Source organism: Serratia sp. 14-2641, assembly GCF_001692375.1.
GTDB classification, from domain to species: Bacteria; Pseudomonadota; Gammaproteobacteria; order Enterobacterales; family Enterobacteriaceae; genus Chania; species Chania fonticola_C.
In genome coordinates this window covers 229,292-247,150 of record NZ_LXKR01000044.1, presented here as the reverse complement: position 1 = coordinate 247,150, position 17,859 = coordinate 229,292, and the positions used below count along the sequence as shown (strand labels likewise).

Genomic DNA, 17,859 nt, shown 5'->3' with positions numbered 1-17,859 from the left:
TAAATTACCGGAGGATATCTGTTGCTGACTAAGTTTCCGCCAATTGAAATAAAAAGGATTTTAAAGATGCGGTAGTTGATTTAAAGCAAGTGACGCTATTTTTACCAACCTGACACAATGATTGCTCAAAAAGTATAGCCTTGTTACATGGGCGAAATACTGGTGCGCTATCAATGGTGAGGTTGTTTATACCACCCGGGCAACACTATGTTTGCCAATATGTACTTATCACATACTTTAATGGATTTAAAAATGAAAAAGACTTTAATTACGCTCGCCTTGGTTGCTTCCGGTGTTCTGGCATCGTCTGTTTATGCCGCCGATGGCACGGTAAATTTTGTCGGTGAAATCACGGATTCTGCCTGTATCGTCGACAGTACTGCGCAAAACCTGCAGGTGACACTCGGTAAAGTTGCTGCAACCTCGTTTAGCGGCGCAGGCAGCTATTCTTCCGCAACCCAATTCAAGCTGGTGCTGAAAGACTGCCCTGCAGGTGCAACAACGGCCACCGTCAAGTTTGACGGGACCAGTGTTGACAATGACAACAGCGTGCTGGCCTTGACCCCAGGTGGCGCAAGCGGCGTAGGCATTGAGTTGTCTGACGCCAGCCAGAAGGTGGTTAATTTATTCACCAACTCCGCGCCTTATACACTGACCGCGGGCGTAGGTACTGAAACCGACCTGAATTTCACCGCACGTTATAAAGCGCTGAGCGCCGATATCCAACCTGGTGTTGCGAACGCGTCGGTGCAGTTCTCTATTATTTACAATTAATCCGGATTTTCTTTGCCTGGCAAAGATCTCTTGATGAAAGCAGGTCGGTATTTATACCGACCTGCTTTAACCAGGACCGCCAACCCGGTTTTACAGCACTTGGTACCCGGACTGAAAAACCACATTGTTCACGTTCTTCGTTAACACCAAAGCGTCATTTTTATGTGCCGTGTCATTACGCGCAATGAGCGTTAACTAAAGCATAAGCCGGTCTGTCCCTCTCTACGCGCTTATCTTTTATTCAACACTTATTCATATTCTCAGATAGGAAGTACACATGAAGTTATTGTCAGTAGTCTTGTTGGCGGGTTTGTTTACCTCCACATTTAGTGCAACCGCCGGTGTGGTGGTGGGCGGGACTCGCCTGGTTTATGACGGGGCAAAAAAAGAAGCGGCATTAAATGTCAGCAATCCCGACAAAACACCTTATTTGATCCAGTCCTGGGTTGACACTCAAGAAGGCGGCGAGGCTAAAGCCCCCTTTATTATCACGCCACCCTTATTCCGCCTGGATGGTAAGCAGAATAACGTATTACGTGTCGTTCGCGCAGGAGGAAACCTGCCAGAAGATAAAGAGTCCCTGTTTTGGTTGAACATAAAGTCTATTCCATCCAGTGAAAAACGGGATAACACGTTACAAATCGCAGTGAAGACGCGCATCAAGCTGATTTATCGCCCGAAAGGGATTAAAGGCACGCTGGAGCAGTCTGCAAAGGACATCAAATGGCAGCGGAGCGGCAATACCCTGAAAGCCACCAACAACTCCGCCCATTACGTGACCTTCTTTTCGGTGAAAGTCGGTGCAAAAGATATTCCCGACTTTCCGATGGTTGCCCCCGGCGCCACACAAACCATAACGCTGCCTGCTGTCAGTGCCGGGAGTCAAGTCAGTTGGGAAATCATCAATGACTACGGTGGCACCAGTGAAGCTTACCAGGCCTCACTGTAAAGCCAACTGATGGGTAACTTTCAAGATCCGCTGCGTCAACATATTGGAAACGAGTAAATGGAAAAGCTGCTGAACAAGGGATATGTAAACAGGACCCGGCACTGCGTTCATTTGACGCGGCTCAGTTATTTGATCCTCTGTCAGTTAGGGTTACTGATGACGGATATGGGGTATGTACAGGCTCGGGAATATTTTGACCCCGCCTTGTTAGAACTGGGTAACGCACCTCAAGCCAGGGCTGATTTATCTGTCTTTGAAGACAGCAATACCCAGGCGCCGGGTAAATACCGGGTCGATATCTTGCTGAATGACCAATTCATTGAAACCCGTGAAGTGGACTTTACCCTGGTAAAAGATGCCAGCGGCAACCAAAGCCTGCAGCCCTGCCTTAATCAGGATGAGCTGGAACGGCTGGGTGTCAAGGTGGCGGCATTCCCAGGGCTGGCCAAGGAAGGTTGCGCCGACATATCAGCGGCTATTCCTCAGGCCTCGACAGAGTTTCGCTTTGGTCAACAGCAGCTTAACTTCAGCATTCCACAGGCAGCGCTAGCCCGGCAGGCGCGCGGATATGTGCCACCAGAACAGTGGGACCAGGGTATTTCGGCCCTGTTGGCCAACTACAGCTTTAGTGGTTCTAACAGCCGGGCAACCCATGACGAAGGCAACAGTAACAACAGTTACTTTTTAAATTTGCGCAGTGGATTGAATATCGGCCCCTGGCGGTTACGCAACTACTCTACCTGGGCTCGAGACAATGAAGGCAGCGACAAATGGAACTCCATCAACACGTATTTGCAACGTGACATTGTTGCCCTGCGCAGCCAACTCACACTGGGTGACAGCACCTCTCCCAGCGAAGTGTTTGACAGCGTGCCGTTTCGCGGCGGTCAGTTGGCTTCGGATGAAGAGATGCTGCCGGACAGCATGAAAGGCTATTCGCCTGTCGTGCGTGGCATTGCCAAAAGCAACGCTCAGGTTACCGTGCGGCAAAATGGCTATGTCATTTACCAAAGCTATGTCTCACCCGGGGCATTTGAAATTAATGACCTGTATTCCACTTCGGGCAGCGGCGATTTGGCCGTAACAGTCACCGAAGCAGATGGCAGTGAGCAAAACTTTATTGTGCCATTTGCCTCTGTGCCGGTGTTGCAGCGTGAAGGTGCCTTGAAGTACAGCCTGACCGGCGGTCACTACCGTTCTTCAGACAGCCGCGTGGATGAGACGGCGTTTGCGCAGGGGACCGCTATTTATGGTCTGCCCTGGGGGCTGACGGTCTACGGTGGCGTGCAGGGTGCCGCGCATTACCAATCGGTTGCGGGCGGTATAGGGAAGAACATGGGCCGTATCGGGGCCATCTCACTGGATATTACCGAGGCGCAGTCAACCTTATCCGATGACAGCACCCGCAATGGCCAATCATGGCGTTTTCGTTACGGCAAGAGTTTTGTTGAAACCGGCACCAACTTTAGCCTGGCCGGATACCGCTACTCCACTCGAGGGTTCTATACCCTGCAGGAAACGCTGGATACCTACAGCAACCATAACTCTCCGCTCGGCGAACAGCATAAACGCAGCCGTGCGGAGATGGTTATCAGCCAAAGCCTGGGGGAGTCAGCAGGCTCCCTTTCATTGAGCCTGGTTGATGAAGGGTATTGGGACAACGGCCAAAAGACGCAATCCCTGAGTGTTGGCTATAGCAACAACTGGCAAGGGGTGAGCTATGGCATCAACTACAGCCAGAATAAAAATGCGGCCAGCAGTAATGGCACACGCAGTGAAGCCACCGACAGGGTGTTGGCGCTGAACGTGAATATCCCGCTCAATCGCTGGATGGGTAACACCTGGGCGAATTACGCCATGAGCAATACCAAAGGGGGCGCGACCACGCATAACGTCGGTCTCAGCGGCACGGCGTTGGACAATAACAATCTGAGTTGGGGAGTCAATCAGGGATATGCCACACAGGGCGGCCGGAGTAATGGCAACCTGACGGCCAGCTACGACGGCGGTAGCGGCCAGATTAATGGCGGCTATAGCTATGACAGTCATCAGCAGCGCATCAACTATGGCGTTGCGGGCGGTGTCATTGCTCACGCGGGGGGCGTCACGCTATCCCAGTCGCTGGGTGAAACGGTCGCACTGGTTAAGGCACCTGGAGCAAAAGGCATCGATATCAATAATAACCGTGGCGTGAAAACCGACAGTCGCGGTTATGCGGTGGTGCCGTATATCAGCCCTTATCGCAATAATGCCATCAGTCTGGATACCACCTCACTGCCTGATGATGTTGAGCTGGAGCTCACCAGCCAAACGGTTACCCCGACGCGCGGAGCGGTGGTGGTTGCCCGCTATCAGACCAAGATTGGTCAGCGCGTCATGATGACGCTGCTCCGTGCCAATGGTGAACCGGTGCCGTTTGGTGCCACGGTCAGCGACGCCGCCAACCCGGGTGAAAACGGCTTTATCGTCGGAGACCGGGGGCAGGTTTATCTGACCGGTCTGGCCGAGAGCGGCAAGCTAGGGGTGCAATGGGGTAAAGGTGGCGATAGCCAATGTCAGGTCAGCTATCAATTAGCCAGGCAACACTCTCAGGATATAACGGACAACGGCATTCAGATAATGAATGGCCGCTGCTTATAAAGGAACCCAAGAAATGAAGAATATCGTCAAGATGATGGGGGGGCTGTTGTTTTTATACAGCACTCACGCCTGGTCTTTCTTTGCTTGTAACACCGAATCTGCGGGTGTCACGATCAATGCCCCGACGCTGGTTGTTCAGCGCGATGTGCCTGTCGGTACCCGGTTGGCCGCACCGGAGTTTACCTCACCTATCACGCTGTTATTCAGTTGCCCGGAAGGGAGGTCCTACCCCACGGCGGTGCAATATTTAGGTATCAAGGCGGCGACAGTCTATTCCGGAATGACGGCTGGCGGAGGCCGTATCTATAAAACCAATCTTCCCGGGTTGGGGATACAGTTGGGAGGGACGACGGAAACTGTTGGTCCCGCTGGATGGATTGGGACTAGTAATAATATAGACGGTAATGTGAACCAGGGGGCATTTAGGTTCACTATAGGTTCGGGCGTGTTGAGGACGTGGATAGGCGGCGCGGCGGTCACTTTTTATAAAATAGGGGACATGTCGTCAGGCGTTCTTAACCAACAGGTCGGGTCATTGATCCTGGGTAATGTGGACAGTTGGGCCCAACCCGAAGTCCCGGTCAATATTACCGGGATGAGTGTGTCGGTTCTGGCTTGTTCACTGACCACGCCGACGGTGGCGGCCCCGCTGGGCAATGTTTATGCCACTGCCTTTACCGGAGTCGGTTCAACAACGGGTAACGTTGATTTTAACCTGGGGCTCAATTGTGCTGCCGGTACCAAAGTCAACGTGACCATGAACGGGACACAAAACACGGATACCGCCAATACCAGCGTGCTGGCATTAACCGGCGCCGGGAGTGCGGGGGTAGCAAAAGGGGTAGGTGCGCAGATTTTGTATAACAATACGCCTTTGAACATTGGCTCTCGCCTGTTGTTGAAAACCGCTGCCGGTGGTATTGAGACCTTCCCTTTTAAAGCGCGTTATTATCAAACCCTGAGCAATATTTTACCGGGTTCCGCCAATGCAACAGCAACACTGAGTATTACTTATCTTTAAATCAACGTTAATAGAATAGTTTGTGAGGATTAATGAAATTATCAAAATCAAGAATGGCGCTGACCGGCTTATATTTTCTTGCCAGCCCGCTGGTGATGGCTGCGGATAACAGCACCATTAATATTACCGGCAATGTCATTGCCTCGCCGTGCGTTGTTGATGCGACCAACTCGGTCATGAATATTAAACTGGATGATATTCAGGCGACCGCCTTGAGTACCGCGGGTTCATACAGCCCCTGGAAAACCTTTTCGATCACGTTAGCCAGTTGTCCCGCATCAACCAGCAATGTTGATATGACCCTGTCTGGCACCCAAGATCCGCAGGATGCGACACGCTATAAGAATACCGGCGCGGCAACCAATCTTTCTATTGAACTGACGGACAACGCCGGGACCAATCTCGGCAATGGAAAAAAAGCATCCGTCGCGGTGAACGCCACCACCAAGCAGGCCGTTTTCACCTTGAAAACACGTGCCTATTCGGCTACAGGCAGTGTGATGCCGGGGAGTATCGCGGGCACGGTTTTGGCCACCTTTACCTATAGATAAAGCCCGGCAGTAAAGCACGGGTGGGTGATGAAAGGACTGTAAGATGAAACTGAGTACTCTTGGCCTATTACTTTTATCTGGACTGTCAAGTTGGGGATGTCTGGCAGAGGATTCCAATCTCACTATCAGTGGCAACGTGATGGCCAGCCCTTGCGTTGTTGACACTGACAGCGCCAATCAGACAATCGATTTTGGTCAAGGCCGCAGCCGTGACTTTCTGGTGGCGGGCAGCGTGGGAGAATGGCAGCCTTTCTCGGTTTTACTCACCCAGTGCCCGATAACCACGCGTCACGCGACCGTGTTACTGACGGGGAGCGCGACCTCCGGGCCAGATGGCGTGCCACTTTATGCCAACCTGGGTTCGGCTCCCTACGTCGGGATACAAATTGCGGATGGCAATACTCAACAAACCCTAGGGCCAGGCAGCCGGGTCACCCTGGACGTGGATAATACCAGCAGGACCGCAACCCTCTCTCTGGTCAGCAGGTTGTACAGCACTGGCCAAATGGGTGCAGGCCAAATCAAGGGGGCCATGCAGCTCGACTTTACTTATCAATGAATAATCTGCAGGTTTGTTATAAAAGACGTTTGGATTAGATTCAGGCATCCGCTAAAAACCTCATTAAGGTCGGGATGGCGGAACATTGCTGTCCCCGATTAAGTTATAGGTAGTGCAGTCAGATGATGCTTCGCTATCTATCGGGGAGTCGCATGAAATAGCCGATACACGAGTGCTATAGCTAAAAGCTGTGATATAGATATAAGGAGTGACCTTACAGTCTGCCCCTAACTCTCTAATCGACTTTATTTTCCCAGGTAAATCGTAATTGGCAGGATTCGTATATATGATACATCCTGAAGGTTCAGAATGGTGCGTGTAATAGCTTAGTGGAGATAACTCCTTATTTTTAAAAGCCAAGTAAGTCACCCACAAAGTGACAATAAGAGCCAATGTTACCATCATGTAAAAATACGGACTCTTTAAATTGACACTTTTTTTATGCTGCAAGGGATTAGTTGGATAAACATTAACATTATCTTCATGGCAAAGGGCTTTAGTAAGGTTTTCTATCAGCATGTCACTATTTGAAGACGACTCGATTATTTCCTCACCAATTTGTTCCTGCACAGAAAAAATCTGATTAAATTTGAATCCCTTTCGCGGGATCGTCAATATCATGACTTTATATTCTTTTGATATGCTTTTCAGTGCTTTACGAAGAAGCGAGATACTTTGATAGAGTGTGTCAACGGACACATTTTTAGCGTCATCCTGCCAAACGTACTGGTAAAAATCATGTTGGGACACCAGATCAAAACGCCGCTCAAGAAGCAGTTCCAGACACCGGCTGACAGGTACGTGAAGAGTAATGACAAAGTCTTCAGCACCGAAAACAGTCAGTTGACATGTTACCGGACAAAACTCAAAGCTCGAGTCAATGATGTATCTTTTTAGCATTCTTCACCAGAATTTTGATTGTATAATTAAAATAAATTTAAATACCTTACGCCTATACTAGTTATAACGTACAGCTGCTTGACCTTAATCACATGACAGCTTGTCTATTAAGCATATTCAAAGTAACCACTTTCGGCCATGCCGGTTTTATTTATTTTTTAAGTCATCAGACCTACCCTCAAAAGATAATGCATCTCAATGTCAGTAAGTAAGCGGTTTAACGGTTGTGTCATATTAAGGTGGGTTATGGTAACATGCTGTTCTTTATGATATTAATTCCGCATTTTTTGTTCGGGAATGTCTTTGGTCATCGGCATTACCCCATCGATGTTATCACACGATGTGTTCGCTGGTATCTGGCTTACTCACTGAGCTTACGCAACTTGGAAGAGATGATGGCAAAACGCGGTATTGTTGTTAACTATTCACTCTCGATAAAAGTGGGGCCAACACCGACAAACCCGATGAAGATACGATTACGGTGAGGTAGAGTAAATACTTGACAACCTTGTCGAGCAAGAGCACCAAAGTATCAAGCGTCGAATGCGACCCACGCTGGCATTCAAAACCTTTTAAGGGGCATAGACTTTGTTGGCAGGTATCGAACTGGTAGAGATGATACGCAAAGGACAACTCCATCATATTAGGTGCAATTACGAATGAAATTACGACTACAGTTTTATTAACTGACGCAATAAAGTGTAACAAACTTGTCACTCATAAAAAGGTAGCCATCATTCCCTACTTTGTACATATTAAGCCTGTAGTCCTTATCATTAAATAACATGAATTCAGGAAACATACCCGTCAATAAATCAGTTGAAGCCATGTTTCCTGGAAGTTCTGAGGCAATGGATTTATCAATGGCATAGGTATTTCCGTAGTGATGTAATGTAAAAGATGATGCTCTACGGATAGTGATTTTTACGTTTTTTTCATTGCTTATTATTCCGTCAAAGTTAACTCTTCCACGCTCCCCAGTTAAGAATATAGAAACTCTTACCCTGCTGGACATCAGCTCATTTTGGGTGACTAATGTGCCATGGCAAGAGATATTTACTTTATCCGGTCTGTCAAGGAAGATGTAATAAATCAATAAAGGTAGCAAGCAGGAAGCTAAAATGATGGGGGCTACTAATTCCTTTCTCATTTCACATTGCTCCCAATCAAGTTATAAGTAATGCAGAAAGGTGAACTGGTGTTTTCTAAAGGATGACGGCACGCAATTGCAGAGGTGCGAGAACTATATCTAAACATAGTGATATAGAGGTATGGTGTGGTTTCGCAATCGACACCTAACTCGCTAATCTCTTGAATCCTCCTCGATAACATACTATTGTTAGCATTAGCATATATGCTGCATGTAGATCCATCTGCATAGGGTGTGTAATAGAACAATGGATATATCTCCTTCCTTTCAAGAACGAAGTTAAAAGCCACCAAAATAGTAATGGCAACCAAAATACTCAAGGCATAAAATAGTGATACCTTCAATTTTGTATTTGTTCTATGCCACCATGGGGAAGTTTTATTTCCATTTACGATATCTTCATGAGATATGTGGCTGGTGAGGGAGTCTATGGATATGTCACTAGTTAAAGAATAGTTATCTACTTCCGTGACGAAATTTTCTAATACAGAAAAAATTTCATTGAACTTAAAACCCTTCTTAGGGACTGTTAGTATCATAACTTCATATTTTTTTGATATGGTTTTTAATGCCTTACGAAGCAATGCAATGTTCTGATAGAGTGTGTTAACGGAAATGTCCTTACCTTCATCTCCCCAAACATACTCATAAAAATCACGTTGTGGCACCAGATTAAAACGTCGCTCAATAAGCAGCTCCAGACAACGACTGGCAGGAGTGTTAAGAGTAATAGTAAGATTCTCACCATCTAAAACAGTTAACTGGAAATTTTGTGGGGAAAACTCAAGGTTTGAGTCAATAATGTATCGCTTTAACATGCTTTACCAAATTTTTTATTATTTAAATTTAAATTAATTATAGTGCAAAACTAGGCTGTGTCCCGTAACTATTTTTGGCTATGTCGCATTAAGGCGCTGTTAGGTCACATGGTTTTTGTGATGTTACTGCTCATGTCTCTGATCCGAAACGTCTTCAGTCACCCGCATATTGCTCAGTGCGTCCACTGGTATCTGGTTTACTCACTGAGTTTATACAACCAACCTGGATGAGTTAATGGCAGAGCGCTGTATTGTCGTTGACCATTTAACGCTGCATCGTTGGGTTATCTGTTTGCCCTGGTGATGGTAAAAGAGCGGCTGGTGGATACCACGCCTAACTGCGGCAATATGCTCTGCGCGGTCGGGCCTTTTGCCATTGAGCAGGGGCAGGTGGCCGCGACAGATCCTGTTATCGGCTTTCATGGCAGTTCAACATTCTCCATAAGTTAGCAACCGCAGCGAAAGTCTTGACGCATGACCCAGTCTCTTGCCATTCCGGTGATTTCAGATGCGATTTAAACTCAGAGTCTGCAATCTTAATCATACGTTTGTAGAAAAATTTCTCATATAGTCCGCATATAAAACAATCGTTTTACGTGCGGGGTCGAACGCTAAGATAGTGAAGTTTCGTTAACTATTGAGTTCCCCAGATGTTTAGTACGCTATGTAAGTTGGCGGAAAGTTCTTTCTAGACTAACTGCTTACCCAATCCAATCGGTGGTCGTTGCTGAGCGGGTATCATTACTTGCCGACTTTTGCAGATTCAGTCAACCATATACCACCCTTCGTAGTATGTCCCTTTTGTGCCGGACTCTTTTAGTTCGCAAGCAATGGTTTTTCCATTAGACAGGTTGCCAGTAACGATTTCAGGCTTATCTCTGATAATGATGACGGAGAACAGTGTTGAGACTTATCCGCAGTACCCTTGCCGTATCGCGGCATCCGGAGCCATTCATCGCCATATCAACAATGGTTTGATGGGTATCCGGTTTAGCACCGTTGTAGCGATACTGGAGCTGAAAGGTTTTCAGGCACTGCTTACAGCGATAGAGCTGCGCTCCTGAGCTGGAATGGCCGTTCCGGATAACCCCCTGAGTTTCAGAGCAACGGGGACAAACCACATCAATCTTTGCCATCAGTCATCCAAAAGAAAAAGAATACAACAGCACTAAATCGGAGTCACGACCGAAAAACTGCTTCAGTTAATAGCCTTCAGCTTATTACATTATTTTTAGCACGCAACGCGAGTTCACCGTTCGGTTATGATCATTTTGGGAGATAGTTAGGACTTTGTGTAATAGGGCTAAGAAACAGTCCCGGAATCAATAGGTTCGCTCCAATCAAAACACTGACTTTCGAAATGGAATTCCTGCATCAAATCTTTAGCAGCCAGGGTTAAAGGGCGCTCCGATGAATAAACCAGGCTAAACTTGGCAGCAGGCAGCATTTCTTTTACCGGAATAACACAAAAATCCTGCTTGAAGAGATTATTGCGAACCATCTGGCTAGTTGCAATGGTCAAATAATCGGCCTTCATCACCATTTGCAGTGCGACACTCCCGGTTCCGCGCATGATCGATTTATTTTGACTGTTGCTGGACTTAAACAGGATTTGCTCTAACTGATTATAATGGCCTATTTGGGTTAGGGGTAAAAACCATTCAGCATCTTGCAGTTCTACTAACGAGGTACAACCCGCTAATGGATGTCCTTTACGGGCATAGATAAAGTATTGGGTATCAATTAAAGGTTCTTGAACCAATCCACCCAGATATTCTAAAGGAGCATGGGAACATATGATAAAATCCAGCTTGCCGTTTCGTAGGCCGGGCAATAGCTCGGATATTTGTCCCTCGACATTAGTCACGCATGACTTGGTGTGTTTTATTTTAAAACGCTTTATCGCACCAGGGAATATAGTTAAAATAGGTAGCAGTGATAGCCCGATGGTGACGTGACCTGATGTGGAACTATTGTGATGTTCAATTTCGTCCAACGCACGATCTAACTCATTTAATACTAATTCAATACGTGAATTAAATAGTCGCCCAACATCGGTAAGGACCACACCGGTGCTTCCTCTTGTCATCAGAGAAATACCTAATATTTGCTCCAACTCTTGTAGGCTGCGTGTCACTCCTGGTTGTGACTGGCCCAGAGCCTTGGCAGCAGTACGGATACTACCATGCAGCAGAACGGCTCGAAACGTTTGGAGTTGTTGCAGCTTAGGTAGGTATCTCATATTACCTCTTTTTATGTGTTGCAATTTTTATTAAAACGAAAGGAAAAAAGTCATGTAAATACCATGTTTTATGATGACGTGCAAATAGGAATATCTATATCGTATTATTTTTTTGGTATTTCGGTATTTATTGATATCATCATAATTTTACTGCTAATGATTGCATTATAGTTTTTATCAAAAATGTAAAGGCGCGTCAGGGATTTAAGTTTATTCTATGATGTTTGATAAGAAGGTGTTGATTATAGTTTTCCTATTGTAGCTTTTGAACATGAGTGGTTGTAATGTGCGAATACCTAACTTAAACAGTGCGGAACGTTTATGACTGCTTACGGTTTTCGGGCTGATATGCATGTCGTAGGCGATATCAACTGTTTTTTGCTCGTCCAGCAACCTCTGTAATACCGCCATTTCACGTGGAGTGAGAGAAGGTGTTGTGGAGTATCGTGGTGAGGGACGGTATGTTAAAAGATCTAAAGTATTTAGCAGTTGAAGTTGCAGTGTCTCCACCGATCTTGAGGTATCCAATATGGCCCAAACATTCTTGAATTCGCAAATATAGCGTCCCATAACGCCGAAAGACACCATGTCGTTAATGAGTATGGTCTTTACCTTTGGATTTGCCAGGTAATACTCACCGAGCAACCTAAGTGTAGATGACGGGTTGTTCACCATGCTACTCAGGGTCATGATTAATATGTCTGGGGCAGGCCCCGTATTTAGCAATTTGATACATTGGCTAAGCCGATCTAAACTGGCAATGACTTCGAGTTCAACCAACTGATGTATATTGTGCAACACTGCCTCAATCCCCTTGCGGGTAAAATGGCAGGGACATTGAATGATTATCTTTTTATTTTGCATGGTACCTCCTGGGGTTACACCACCTATCCGTGCGCCTGACATCATTTATGCCTTTGGGGTAATAATAAAGTTTAACGTGTCAGAATGAAGGCCTTCCTTGGTCGACGAGTTTTTGAATAGATTTATTTTTGGTGTCCAACATATTTCACTGTGATCAGACGAGTAATTATTTTTTTGTTCTAAAGTGATATAGTTTGGGGTGCCTGTTGTCGGGAAGTTGAAGTTTTTGGCGGTATTTCCGTCATTGTTCGATAACTGCAAATTATAAAATAATTGGCTGCTATCTGGGCCCGGTAGCGTGAACAGGTTACGCCCCGCTTGTGAACTGGCGCTATTGGTAACTGCTAACGCATATTGCTTGCTGGCAACTCCCGCCGTCACGTAGCGCACGCACAGATTGTTATTGTTAACATTGTTAATCGTTACTGGGTAGCCGGTGCCTGCAGAGGTGACATTTGGTATGTCACCCACGTCGGTTGTTTGCAGCATCCACTCTACCGAATTCATGGTAAATTCGGGGTCGACAGGCATTAGCTCTGTCACTGGCGGTGGGGTCACGGGGGGATTGCTCCCACTACCAAAAGAACAGCTACCCGTGGTATAGTTGGGTATGAACCAGTAGTTTCCAACCACCCCTTCACCGGTTGTATTGCGGGCTTGCACAGAGACGACTGCCGCGGGGTAAGCCTTATTTTCGGCTGTTGGCGTGATAGTAAATTCCACGCGCCCTTTCGTCCCGGCTGAAGGTACGAGTAACAGGGGACCCGACCCTGGTGGGGCGAGAACCAATCCTGGGGCATAAATTGAAGGCGTACCCCGGACTGCAACCCCAGATGGCAGGCTGATATCTTTAACCGGTACCGGACTCCAGACAAAATTTGTCCTGCTCATGACATTACCAGAAATGGCTGGAATTTTTATAACGAGGTAATTAAACTCGCCTGAGCCAATGGCGGGTCCGTTTCCCATGACGATGGTGTTCATATTAAAAGTCACCTTCCATTGTTGATTACCTATATCGGTAATCATACAGCTAGACAGATCGGTTCGGTACCACGCGCCAGCCAACGCTGGATTGAGCAAACTGCACAGCTGAAAGATGCCAGCAAAGGCCAGCGCTAGAAAACATCTGTTCATCATAATTCCTTGATAAAATAAATCTGATTCAAAACGCCGACATCACTGGGGAAAAACGTTATATGTTGACTTCAAACAACAACATTAGCTCACCCACATAGTCGCCAGTGATATCACCCCGAGCCCCTGCAGGCTGATGGGCTGACACTGACAGGAGATAATTTCCTACCGAGGTATCTCCCAGAGGGATCGAATTGCTGAAATCCATCGGCGTAGTGCTTAATGTCTGCAACGTAGTCGCACTGCTGCCAAACTCGACCAGCGCGGAGCTGAACGTCAGCGAGGGGGTTGTGCTGTGGGTCAGGATCAGCGGGTTAACTAGCGTGACGCTGAAATCGCGCTCATTACGGATGCTGACCTTCACCGGAACTTGAGCTTGATAAAGGGTGGTGTCTCTACCGCTGCTGTTGTCCAACGCCAGTGTGTCGTACCAGCCACCCTCCGGTTTTTCTACCGTAATTTGTGGCAGTTTGGTCAGGTTGATGGTGATCGGCACCCCACCCAATGGTGAGTCAACTGCATTTGCTGCAATTCCTGGCAGTAACAACGTTGCCGCTATCATCTGTTGCCATAGCTTCATGGTGCTCATTCCTTTTTATGCGCCACAGTGCAGGGTAAACGTTTTGTCCTGCGCCTTGCCGCGTAATGTTTTGCCAGCCATATGACGCGGCGTGCCGGGATAGACGTTAAAGCTGTCCACGTCTTTGCCATCCAGCGTCAGCTCACTGAACTCAACCCGCACGTTGCCGGTTGCTGCCAACTCTATTCCTTTCGATCCGCAGTAGTGCTGCCAGGCGGTGGTAGGGTTAGTGGGCAGTTGGCGCACCAGGCCCATATACCCCAGATTGACCACCATCACATTGCCACGGGTGCCGCTGATGCTGAGCTTTTGCTGCGGAATAACCGAGAGCCGATACACCTTTTCTTGATCAGGCTGTTTCAACGCCTTCAGATGTACACGTTTTTCCTGGCGCGGGCCCAGAGACAGCTTGAACGGCGCGGCATACAGGTAAGGCGTTTTGATGCTACCCAAGGGGATCAGCTGTTCCTGTTCTGGCGGTACGCCGGGGTTAATCAGTTCGAACAGGCCAATCTCGACAAACTCGGATTTATCGCCGGTATTGATCACGTTCACTACCGCCTCTTTGCCTTTCATTTCGACGATTTTCGGTCTGATATCAATCAGTGCCTGGGCTGTTCCCCATGTGATCGCACAGAGCACCATCGCTGCGGCGGCCTTATGGGCAGCGCAGATCAAAGGGTTTGCCATCGGCTTGGCCTTTCAGGGCTTTCACTGGGAATACGCGTGGTAAGCCCGGGAAGATTTTTTGTTCATCAGGCATGCTGCCCGCCGGAACTGCCTGCAAACCGCTAAACAGCGTATGCATGTTGCCAGTAGAGGTCAGTTGCAGCCCACCGGTTTGGCACTGATGAGCCCAGCCGTGGGTTTGCGAACCGGAGGAGGGTAAGTGGTTCACTAACACCCCATAGGCTATGCCAAAGGTGATCGGCGCCTTGATTTTCTCTTTGCTATTCTCACCCACCACTTTGATGCTATTGATTGGCACGATGTATAAGCGATAGAGGGTTTCTTTCGCGGGCGCTTTCAGCACCACCAGATTGATGTCGCGCTTTTGGCCCGGGCCTAAGGTCAATTTGGCCGGGTTGGCCATCATTTCCGGTACGGTGAGCTCGCCAATCGGCGTTTTACGCTCAGGTTTCTCACCGGGGTTTTCAATACGTACCATATCGATTTTCAGATAAAGGGGTTTATCCCCAAGGTTACTGACCTGCACGGAACGATTCTGATTGCCTTCAACGGTGCTGCGTGCGGGCATCACCATCAGTTGGCCATCGGCCAGAGTTAACCCACTCATAGCCAGTAGGGCACTCGCCAGAGTGATGTGCAGTGGATTGATTATCGGTTTCATTTTTCTACTCTATTCCATGCGTTAACCGCCAGCCCTTACAGGTGCCGGCAGAGGTAGCGGTTGTTATTCTGGCGTTGACTCAGATCGCATTGATAACGCCCCTGTTTGCCATTGACGGTGACGACCTGCAGCATCATTGACGTCGCTACCGAGAATAGACCGTTCGGGTAAACGGTATCGCCGGTTTCTTGCAGCGTACCGCTCACTGGTAACCCGTGGTTGTCCATCAGAAAACCGTTATACAGCAGGTTCATTTCAACCTCCGCCGTCACTGGGTACACTTGCCCGGGGTGAGCACGAAGAACGTTGGCCGGCAGGCGAATGTTCATATCTGAATTGGCATCCACCGACTGCGCGCGGGCGAAGGTCACATCCTGATAACTGGCCAGCGGCACCGCATAGGTGCTGCCACCGGCAACCGGAGAGCCTTCAACCTTGAAGCCGTACTTCACATCCCCTAGCACAGGCGTAGTCACCAGCATCGCGGCACCGCTCGGGCTGGTACGCCCCAAGGCAATACCGTCGCGGCTTGCCGCCAACATGCCGTTGTAGTTAAAACTGGTGTTGGTGATGCGGTCATCTACACCGATGCGACCTGATACGTCACCGCGAGAGCCGCTGCGGCGGGCGTTGACACCAATGGCGTTGGTGCGGCCGATTTCACTGAAGTCCAATCCGGCGTAAGTTGTGCCGTTGACGTCTTCAAACTCACGGCTATAGCTACCGCCAGTGTGCAATTTGCCGTTGTTATAAGCGGCATTAAAAGTACCTGTGTTACGGTCCAACATGATGGTGGTATTCAGAAACAGCCCGTAGTTGTTGTTGCTGGTTTCAAATCCTCCCTTCTGTAAACCGGTAGAAATCACCGCCCAGACTCCATTTCCGCGCCAGTTCCAGGTGCTTTGTAACTGGTGGCGTTCGCTGCGCGCGAAACGGCTGTAGTGATAAGCCATACGCGTCGCCCCGAACTGACGGCTGTATGACAGCGTGGTGCTGTCACTGCCCCGATAGAAATCAGATATCGTGGTGTTCTGGTACTGCGAGGCGCTCAGGTAGCCTAATAGTGGGCTGCCAACGCTCAGACTGGCATAGCCACCGACGCTCTTCTCGCCCGCCATGACTCCTGCGGTAGGGGTCATATCCACATCACCAATCTGCATGGGCCGGGTGATATTGTGTTCCATCGCCCATTTTTTACCCGTTCCCTTGAGCAGCGCACTACTCATGGCAAACCAGTTGGTACTGAAGTTGGCCCCGGCGCTTGCCAGGTTTTCCTGGGTATCCAGCTCCTTACCCAAGGTCACGAACCAACCAGCATTCGCCCCATAGTTCAGGTTGGCAATCTGTTGATTTTCGCGGCTAACCACTTGACCATTGCGGTTGACCAGCCGGATTTCCACACTGTAGAAGCCGCCCGGCAACTGGTTGAAGTCAATTTCATTGCGGCCAATTGTGGCTGGTAGACGGCGGATCAGCCGCCCATCGCGGTAGATCTCATAGTCACCATCGCTGGTGGCGAACAGCACCATCTTGCCGGCCGACTGATTATCGCGTTTGAGATTATCCTGGCTGCCGAGGGTGACAAACTGGTCAAAGCTCGGACTGATAGTGGTGCTGATGCTGCCGGCCGCGTAATCCCGGCTGTCCTGACGGCCACTGCGCAGGTAAGTGCTGGAAAAGTTCTTCTGCAAATACCAGGTACTGATACCCTGATCGTTTGTCTGGGTATCGTAACTTTTGCTCTCGTTGTAATACCAATTCAGGTAGCCATAACTCTGAAATGGCATGCCAAGATAGGCTTGGCCCATCGCAGAGACCGAGTGGTAGTTGTTGGACGCGGTGCGTACATCCAGCGACTGGTTATGGATAAACCCCATCATGGTGTGTGGCCGCACGTAACGCTGCTTGCCATCGGAGATGGTGAGTGACTGCCTGACCTTGTCCAAAGAAACGGTCTGACCGCTGATGCTATAGTCGCAGCCGTTGGGGCAGACGGCGTAGGGGATCTGCGTCAACACTTTATTCAGCAGATCTATCTGCTCGGTTGGAATACCGTTCTGGCGGAACAGTGTTTCATCAAAAGTCAGGCGGTTCTTCTGCGCGGACCAACTGATAGTGCCTGGTAAAGGCTTGCCATCCAACGTGGCGAGAAACTGCATGGAATTGTCCTGCTCGGCCTCGGAAAAACCCGCAGGAACCTGGTATTCAATTTGGGCATTATCTGCATAGGTTGCTGCCGATGGTGCCAACAGCAATAATCCGGTTGCCCATCCTGGGATAGTTTTGGCCATGGAGAGTCCGTTCCATAAGTAGATTAAAGAGT

General features: G+C 48.5%; 16 protein-coding genes and 5 pseudogenes. 9 read left to right on the top strand and 12 right to left on the bottom strand.

Features of this window, described 5'->3' with window-relative positions; genetic code table 11:
• The first annotated feature begins 252 nt into the window (after positions 1-252).
• The 6 genes from A6U95_RS16435 to A6U95_RS16410 all read left to right on the top strand — a co-directional run bounded on the left by A6U95_RS16435 (position 253) and on the right by A6U95_RS16410 (position 6,494).
• Positions 253-774, top strand: a complete 522-nt coding sequence (locus tag A6U95_RS16435; protein WP_065685234.1) for a fimbrial protein — start codon at positions 253-255, stop codon at positions 772-774.
• A 277-nt stretch (positions 775-1,051) separates the two neighbouring features.
• Positions 1,052-1,723 (top strand): molecular chaperone, encoded by a 672-nt coding sequence (locus A6U95_RS16430; RefSeq protein ID WP_065685233.1) that lies wholly within the window; start codon positions 1,052-1,054, stop codon positions 1,721-1,723.
• A 156-nt stretch (positions 1,724-1,879) separates the two neighbouring features.
• Positions 1,880-4,363: a fimbria/pilus outer membrane usher protein gene (locus tag A6U95_RS16425; protein WP_241810674.1), complete on the top strand. Its 2,484-nt coding sequence runs from the start codon at positions 1,880-1,882 to the stop codon at positions 4,361-4,363.
• The gene (locus tag A6U95_RS16420; protein ID WP_065685232.1) at positions 4,347-5,384 is read left to right on the top strand and encodes a fimbrial protein; all 1,038 of its coding nucleotides are present in this window, start codon (positions 4,347-4,349) and stop codon (positions 5,382-5,384) included. The genes A6U95_RS16425 and A6U95_RS16420 overlap by 17 nt, the downstream gene beginning before the upstream one ends.
• A 32-nt stretch (positions 5,385-5,416) precedes the next feature.
• The gene (locus tag A6U95_RS16415; protein WP_065685231.1) at positions 5,417-5,935 is read left to right on the top strand and encodes a fimbrial protein; all 519 of its coding nucleotides are present in this window, start codon (positions 5,417-5,419) and stop codon (positions 5,933-5,935) included.
• A gap of 43 nt (positions 5,936-5,978) precedes the next feature.
• Entirely contained in the window at positions 5,979-6,494 is a 516-nt protein-coding gene (locus A6U95_RS16410) for a fimbrial protein (RefSeq protein WP_083196394.1), read from the top strand.
• A 63-nt stretch (positions 6,495-6,557) separates the two neighbouring features.
• Here the strand turns inward: A6U95_RS16410 and A6U95_RS16405 are convergent, their stop codons facing one another.
• Positions 6,558-7,394, bottom strand: a complete 837-nt coding sequence (locus A6U95_RS16405; RefSeq protein ID WP_065685229.1) for a winged helix-turn-helix domain-containing protein — start codon at positions 7,392-7,394, stop codon at positions 6,558-6,560.
• Positions 7,395-7,660: 266 nt separating this feature from the next.
• Between A6U95_RS16405 and A6U95_RS29865 the strand changes: the two are divergent.
• Positions 7,661-7,967 (top strand): annotated as a pseudogene (locus tag A6U95_RS29865) (hypothetical protein); the annotation flags it as partial.
• 109 nt (positions 7,968-8,076) lie between these two features.
• Here the strand turns inward: A6U95_RS29865 and A6U95_RS16400 are convergent.
• Both A6U95_RS16400 and A6U95_RS16395 read right to left on the bottom strand, forming a co-directional pair.
• Complete coding sequence (locus A6U95_RS16400; protein ID WP_065685228.1) at positions 8,077-8,544, bottom strand: hypothetical protein; 468 nt, start codon at positions 8,542-8,544, stop codon at positions 8,077-8,079.
• Complete coding sequence (locus A6U95_RS16395) at positions 8,541-9,362, bottom strand: winged helix-turn-helix domain-containing protein (protein WP_065685227.1); 822 nt, start codon at positions 9,360-9,362, stop codon at positions 8,541-8,543. The genes A6U95_RS16400 and A6U95_RS16395 overlap by 4 nt, the downstream gene beginning before the upstream one ends.
• A gap of 132 nt (positions 9,363-9,494) precedes the next feature.
• Between A6U95_RS16395 and A6U95_RS30365 the strand changes: the two are divergent.
• Together A6U95_RS30365 and A6U95_RS29860 are read left to right on the top strand one after the other, a co-directional pair.
• Positions 9,495-9,657, top strand: a pseudogene (locus A6U95_RS30365) (IS6 family transposase); the annotation flags it as partial.
• Positions 9,636-9,773, top strand: a pseudogene (locus tag A6U95_RS29860) (PrpF domain-containing protein); the annotation flags it as partial. The pseudogenes A6U95_RS30365 and A6U95_RS29860, both read left to right, overlap by 22 nt.
• A gap of 82 nt (positions 9,774-9,855) precedes the next feature.
• Here A6U95_RS29860 and A6U95_RS31525 read toward each other — a convergent pair.
• The 9 genes and pseudogenes from A6U95_RS31525 to A6U95_RS16355 all read right to left on the bottom strand — a co-directional run.
• Positions 9,856-9,974: pseudogene (locus A6U95_RS31525) on the bottom strand (type II toxin-antitoxin system RelE/ParE family toxin); the annotation flags it as partial.
• Between the two features lie 275 nt (positions 9,975-10,249).
• Positions 10,250-10,498, bottom strand: a pseudogene (locus A6U95_RS29855) (IS1-like element transposase); the annotation flags it as partial.
• Between the two features lie 167 nt (positions 10,499-10,665).
• Positions 10,666-11,604: a LysR substrate-binding domain-containing protein gene (locus A6U95_RS16385; protein ID WP_065685225.1), complete on the bottom strand. Its 939-nt coding sequence runs from the start codon at positions 11,602-11,604 to the stop codon at positions 10,666-10,668.
• 210 nt (positions 11,605-11,814) lie between these two features.
• Entirely contained in the window at positions 11,815-12,468 is a 654-nt protein-coding gene (locus A6U95_RS16380; RefSeq protein ID WP_065685224.1) for a LuxR C-terminal-related transcriptional regulator, read from the bottom strand.
• Positions 12,469-12,513: 45 nt separating this feature from the next.
• Positions 12,514-13,608 (bottom strand): hypothetical protein, encoded by a 1,095-nt coding sequence (locus A6U95_RS16375; protein ID WP_139102386.1) that lies wholly within the window; start codon positions 13,606-13,608, stop codon positions 12,514-12,516.
• 55 nt (positions 13,609-13,663) lie between these two features.
• Positions 13,664-14,185 carry a hypothetical protein gene (locus A6U95_RS16370; protein WP_083196392.1) on the bottom strand — a complete coding sequence of 174 codons (522 nt, stop codon included), beginning with the start codon at positions 14,183-14,185 and terminating at the stop codon, positions 13,664-13,666.
• A gap of 15 nt (positions 14,186-14,200) precedes the next feature.
• Positions 14,201-14,875: a hypothetical protein gene (locus A6U95_RS16365; protein WP_083196391.1), complete on the bottom strand. Its 675-nt coding sequence runs from the start codon at positions 14,873-14,875 to the stop codon at positions 14,201-14,203.
• Positions 14,844-15,536 carry a hypothetical protein gene (locus A6U95_RS16360; RefSeq protein WP_065685221.1) on the bottom strand — a complete coding sequence of 231 codons (693 nt, stop codon included), beginning with the start codon at positions 15,534-15,536 and terminating at the stop codon, positions 14,844-14,846. Before A6U95_RS16360 ends, A6U95_RS16365 begins: the two co-directional genes overlap by 32 nt.
• A gap of 35 nt (positions 15,537-15,571) precedes the next feature.
• Entirely contained in the window at positions 15,572-17,827 is a 2,256-nt protein-coding gene (locus A6U95_RS16355; RefSeq protein WP_065685220.1) for a TcfC E-set like domain-containing protein, read from the bottom strand.
• Positions 17,828-17,859 lie beyond the last annotated feature (32 nt).

Bases quoted from the DNA above. Each gene is read 5' to 3' on its own strand.
- A6U95_RS16435 (WP_065685234.1), top strand. From the start codon at position 253: ATGAAAAAGACTTTAATTACGCTCGCCTTGGTTGCTTCCGGTGTTCTG.
- A6U95_RS16430 (WP_065685233.1), top strand. From the start codon at position 1,052: ATGAAGTTATTGTCAGTAGTCTTGTTGGCGGGTTTGTTTACCTCCACA.
- A6U95_RS16425 (WP_241810674.1), top strand. From the start codon at position 1,880: ATGACGGATATGGGGTATGTACAGGCTCGGGAATATTTTGACCCCGCC.
- A6U95_RS16420 (WP_065685232.1), top strand. From the start codon at position 4,347: ATGGCCGCTGCTTATAAAGGAACCCAAGAAATGAAGAATATCGTCAAG.
- A6U95_RS16415 (WP_065685231.1), top strand. From the start codon at position 5,417: ATGAAATTATCAAAATCAAGAATGGCGCTGACCGGCTTATATTTTCTT.
- A6U95_RS16410 (WP_083196394.1), top strand. From the start codon at position 5,979: ATGAAACTGAGTACTCTTGGCCTATTACTTTTATCTGGACTGTCAAGT.
- A6U95_RS16405 (WP_065685229.1), bottom strand. From the start codon at position 7,394: ATGCTAAAAAGATACATCATTGACTCGAGCTTTGAGTTTTGTCCGGTA.
- A6U95_RS16400 (WP_065685228.1), bottom strand. From the start codon at position 8,544: ATGAGAAAGGAATTAGTAGCCCCCATCATTTTAGCTTCCTGCTTGCTA.
- A6U95_RS16395 (WP_065685227.1), bottom strand. From the start codon at position 9,362: ATGTTAAAGCGATACATTATTGACTCAAACCTTGAGTTTTCCCCACAA.
- A6U95_RS16385 (WP_065685225.1), bottom strand. From the start codon at position 11,604: ATGAGATACCTACCTAAGCTGCAACAACTCCAAACGTTTCGAGCCGTT.
- A6U95_RS16380 (WP_065685224.1), bottom strand. From the start codon at position 12,468: ATGCAAAATAAAAAGATAATCATTCAATGTCCCTGCCATTTTACCCGC.
- A6U95_RS16375 (WP_139102386.1), bottom strand. From the start codon at position 13,608: ATGATGAACAGATGTTTTCTAGCGCTGGCCTTTGCTGGCATCTTTCAG.
- A6U95_RS16370 (WP_083196392.1), bottom strand. From the start codon at position 14,185: ATGAAGCTATGGCAACAGATGATAGCGGCAACGTTGTTACTGCCAGGA.
- A6U95_RS16365 (WP_083196391.1), bottom strand. From the start codon at position 14,875: ATGGCAAACCCTTTGATCTGCGCTGCCCATAAGGCCGCCGCAGCGATG.
- A6U95_RS16360 (WP_065685221.1), bottom strand. From the start codon at position 15,536: ATGAAACCGATAATCAATCCACTGCACATCACTCTGGCGAGTGCCCTA.
- A6U95_RS16355 (WP_065685220.1), bottom strand. From the start codon at position 17,827: ATGGCCAAAACTATCCCAGGATGGGCAACCGGATTATTGCTGTTGGCA.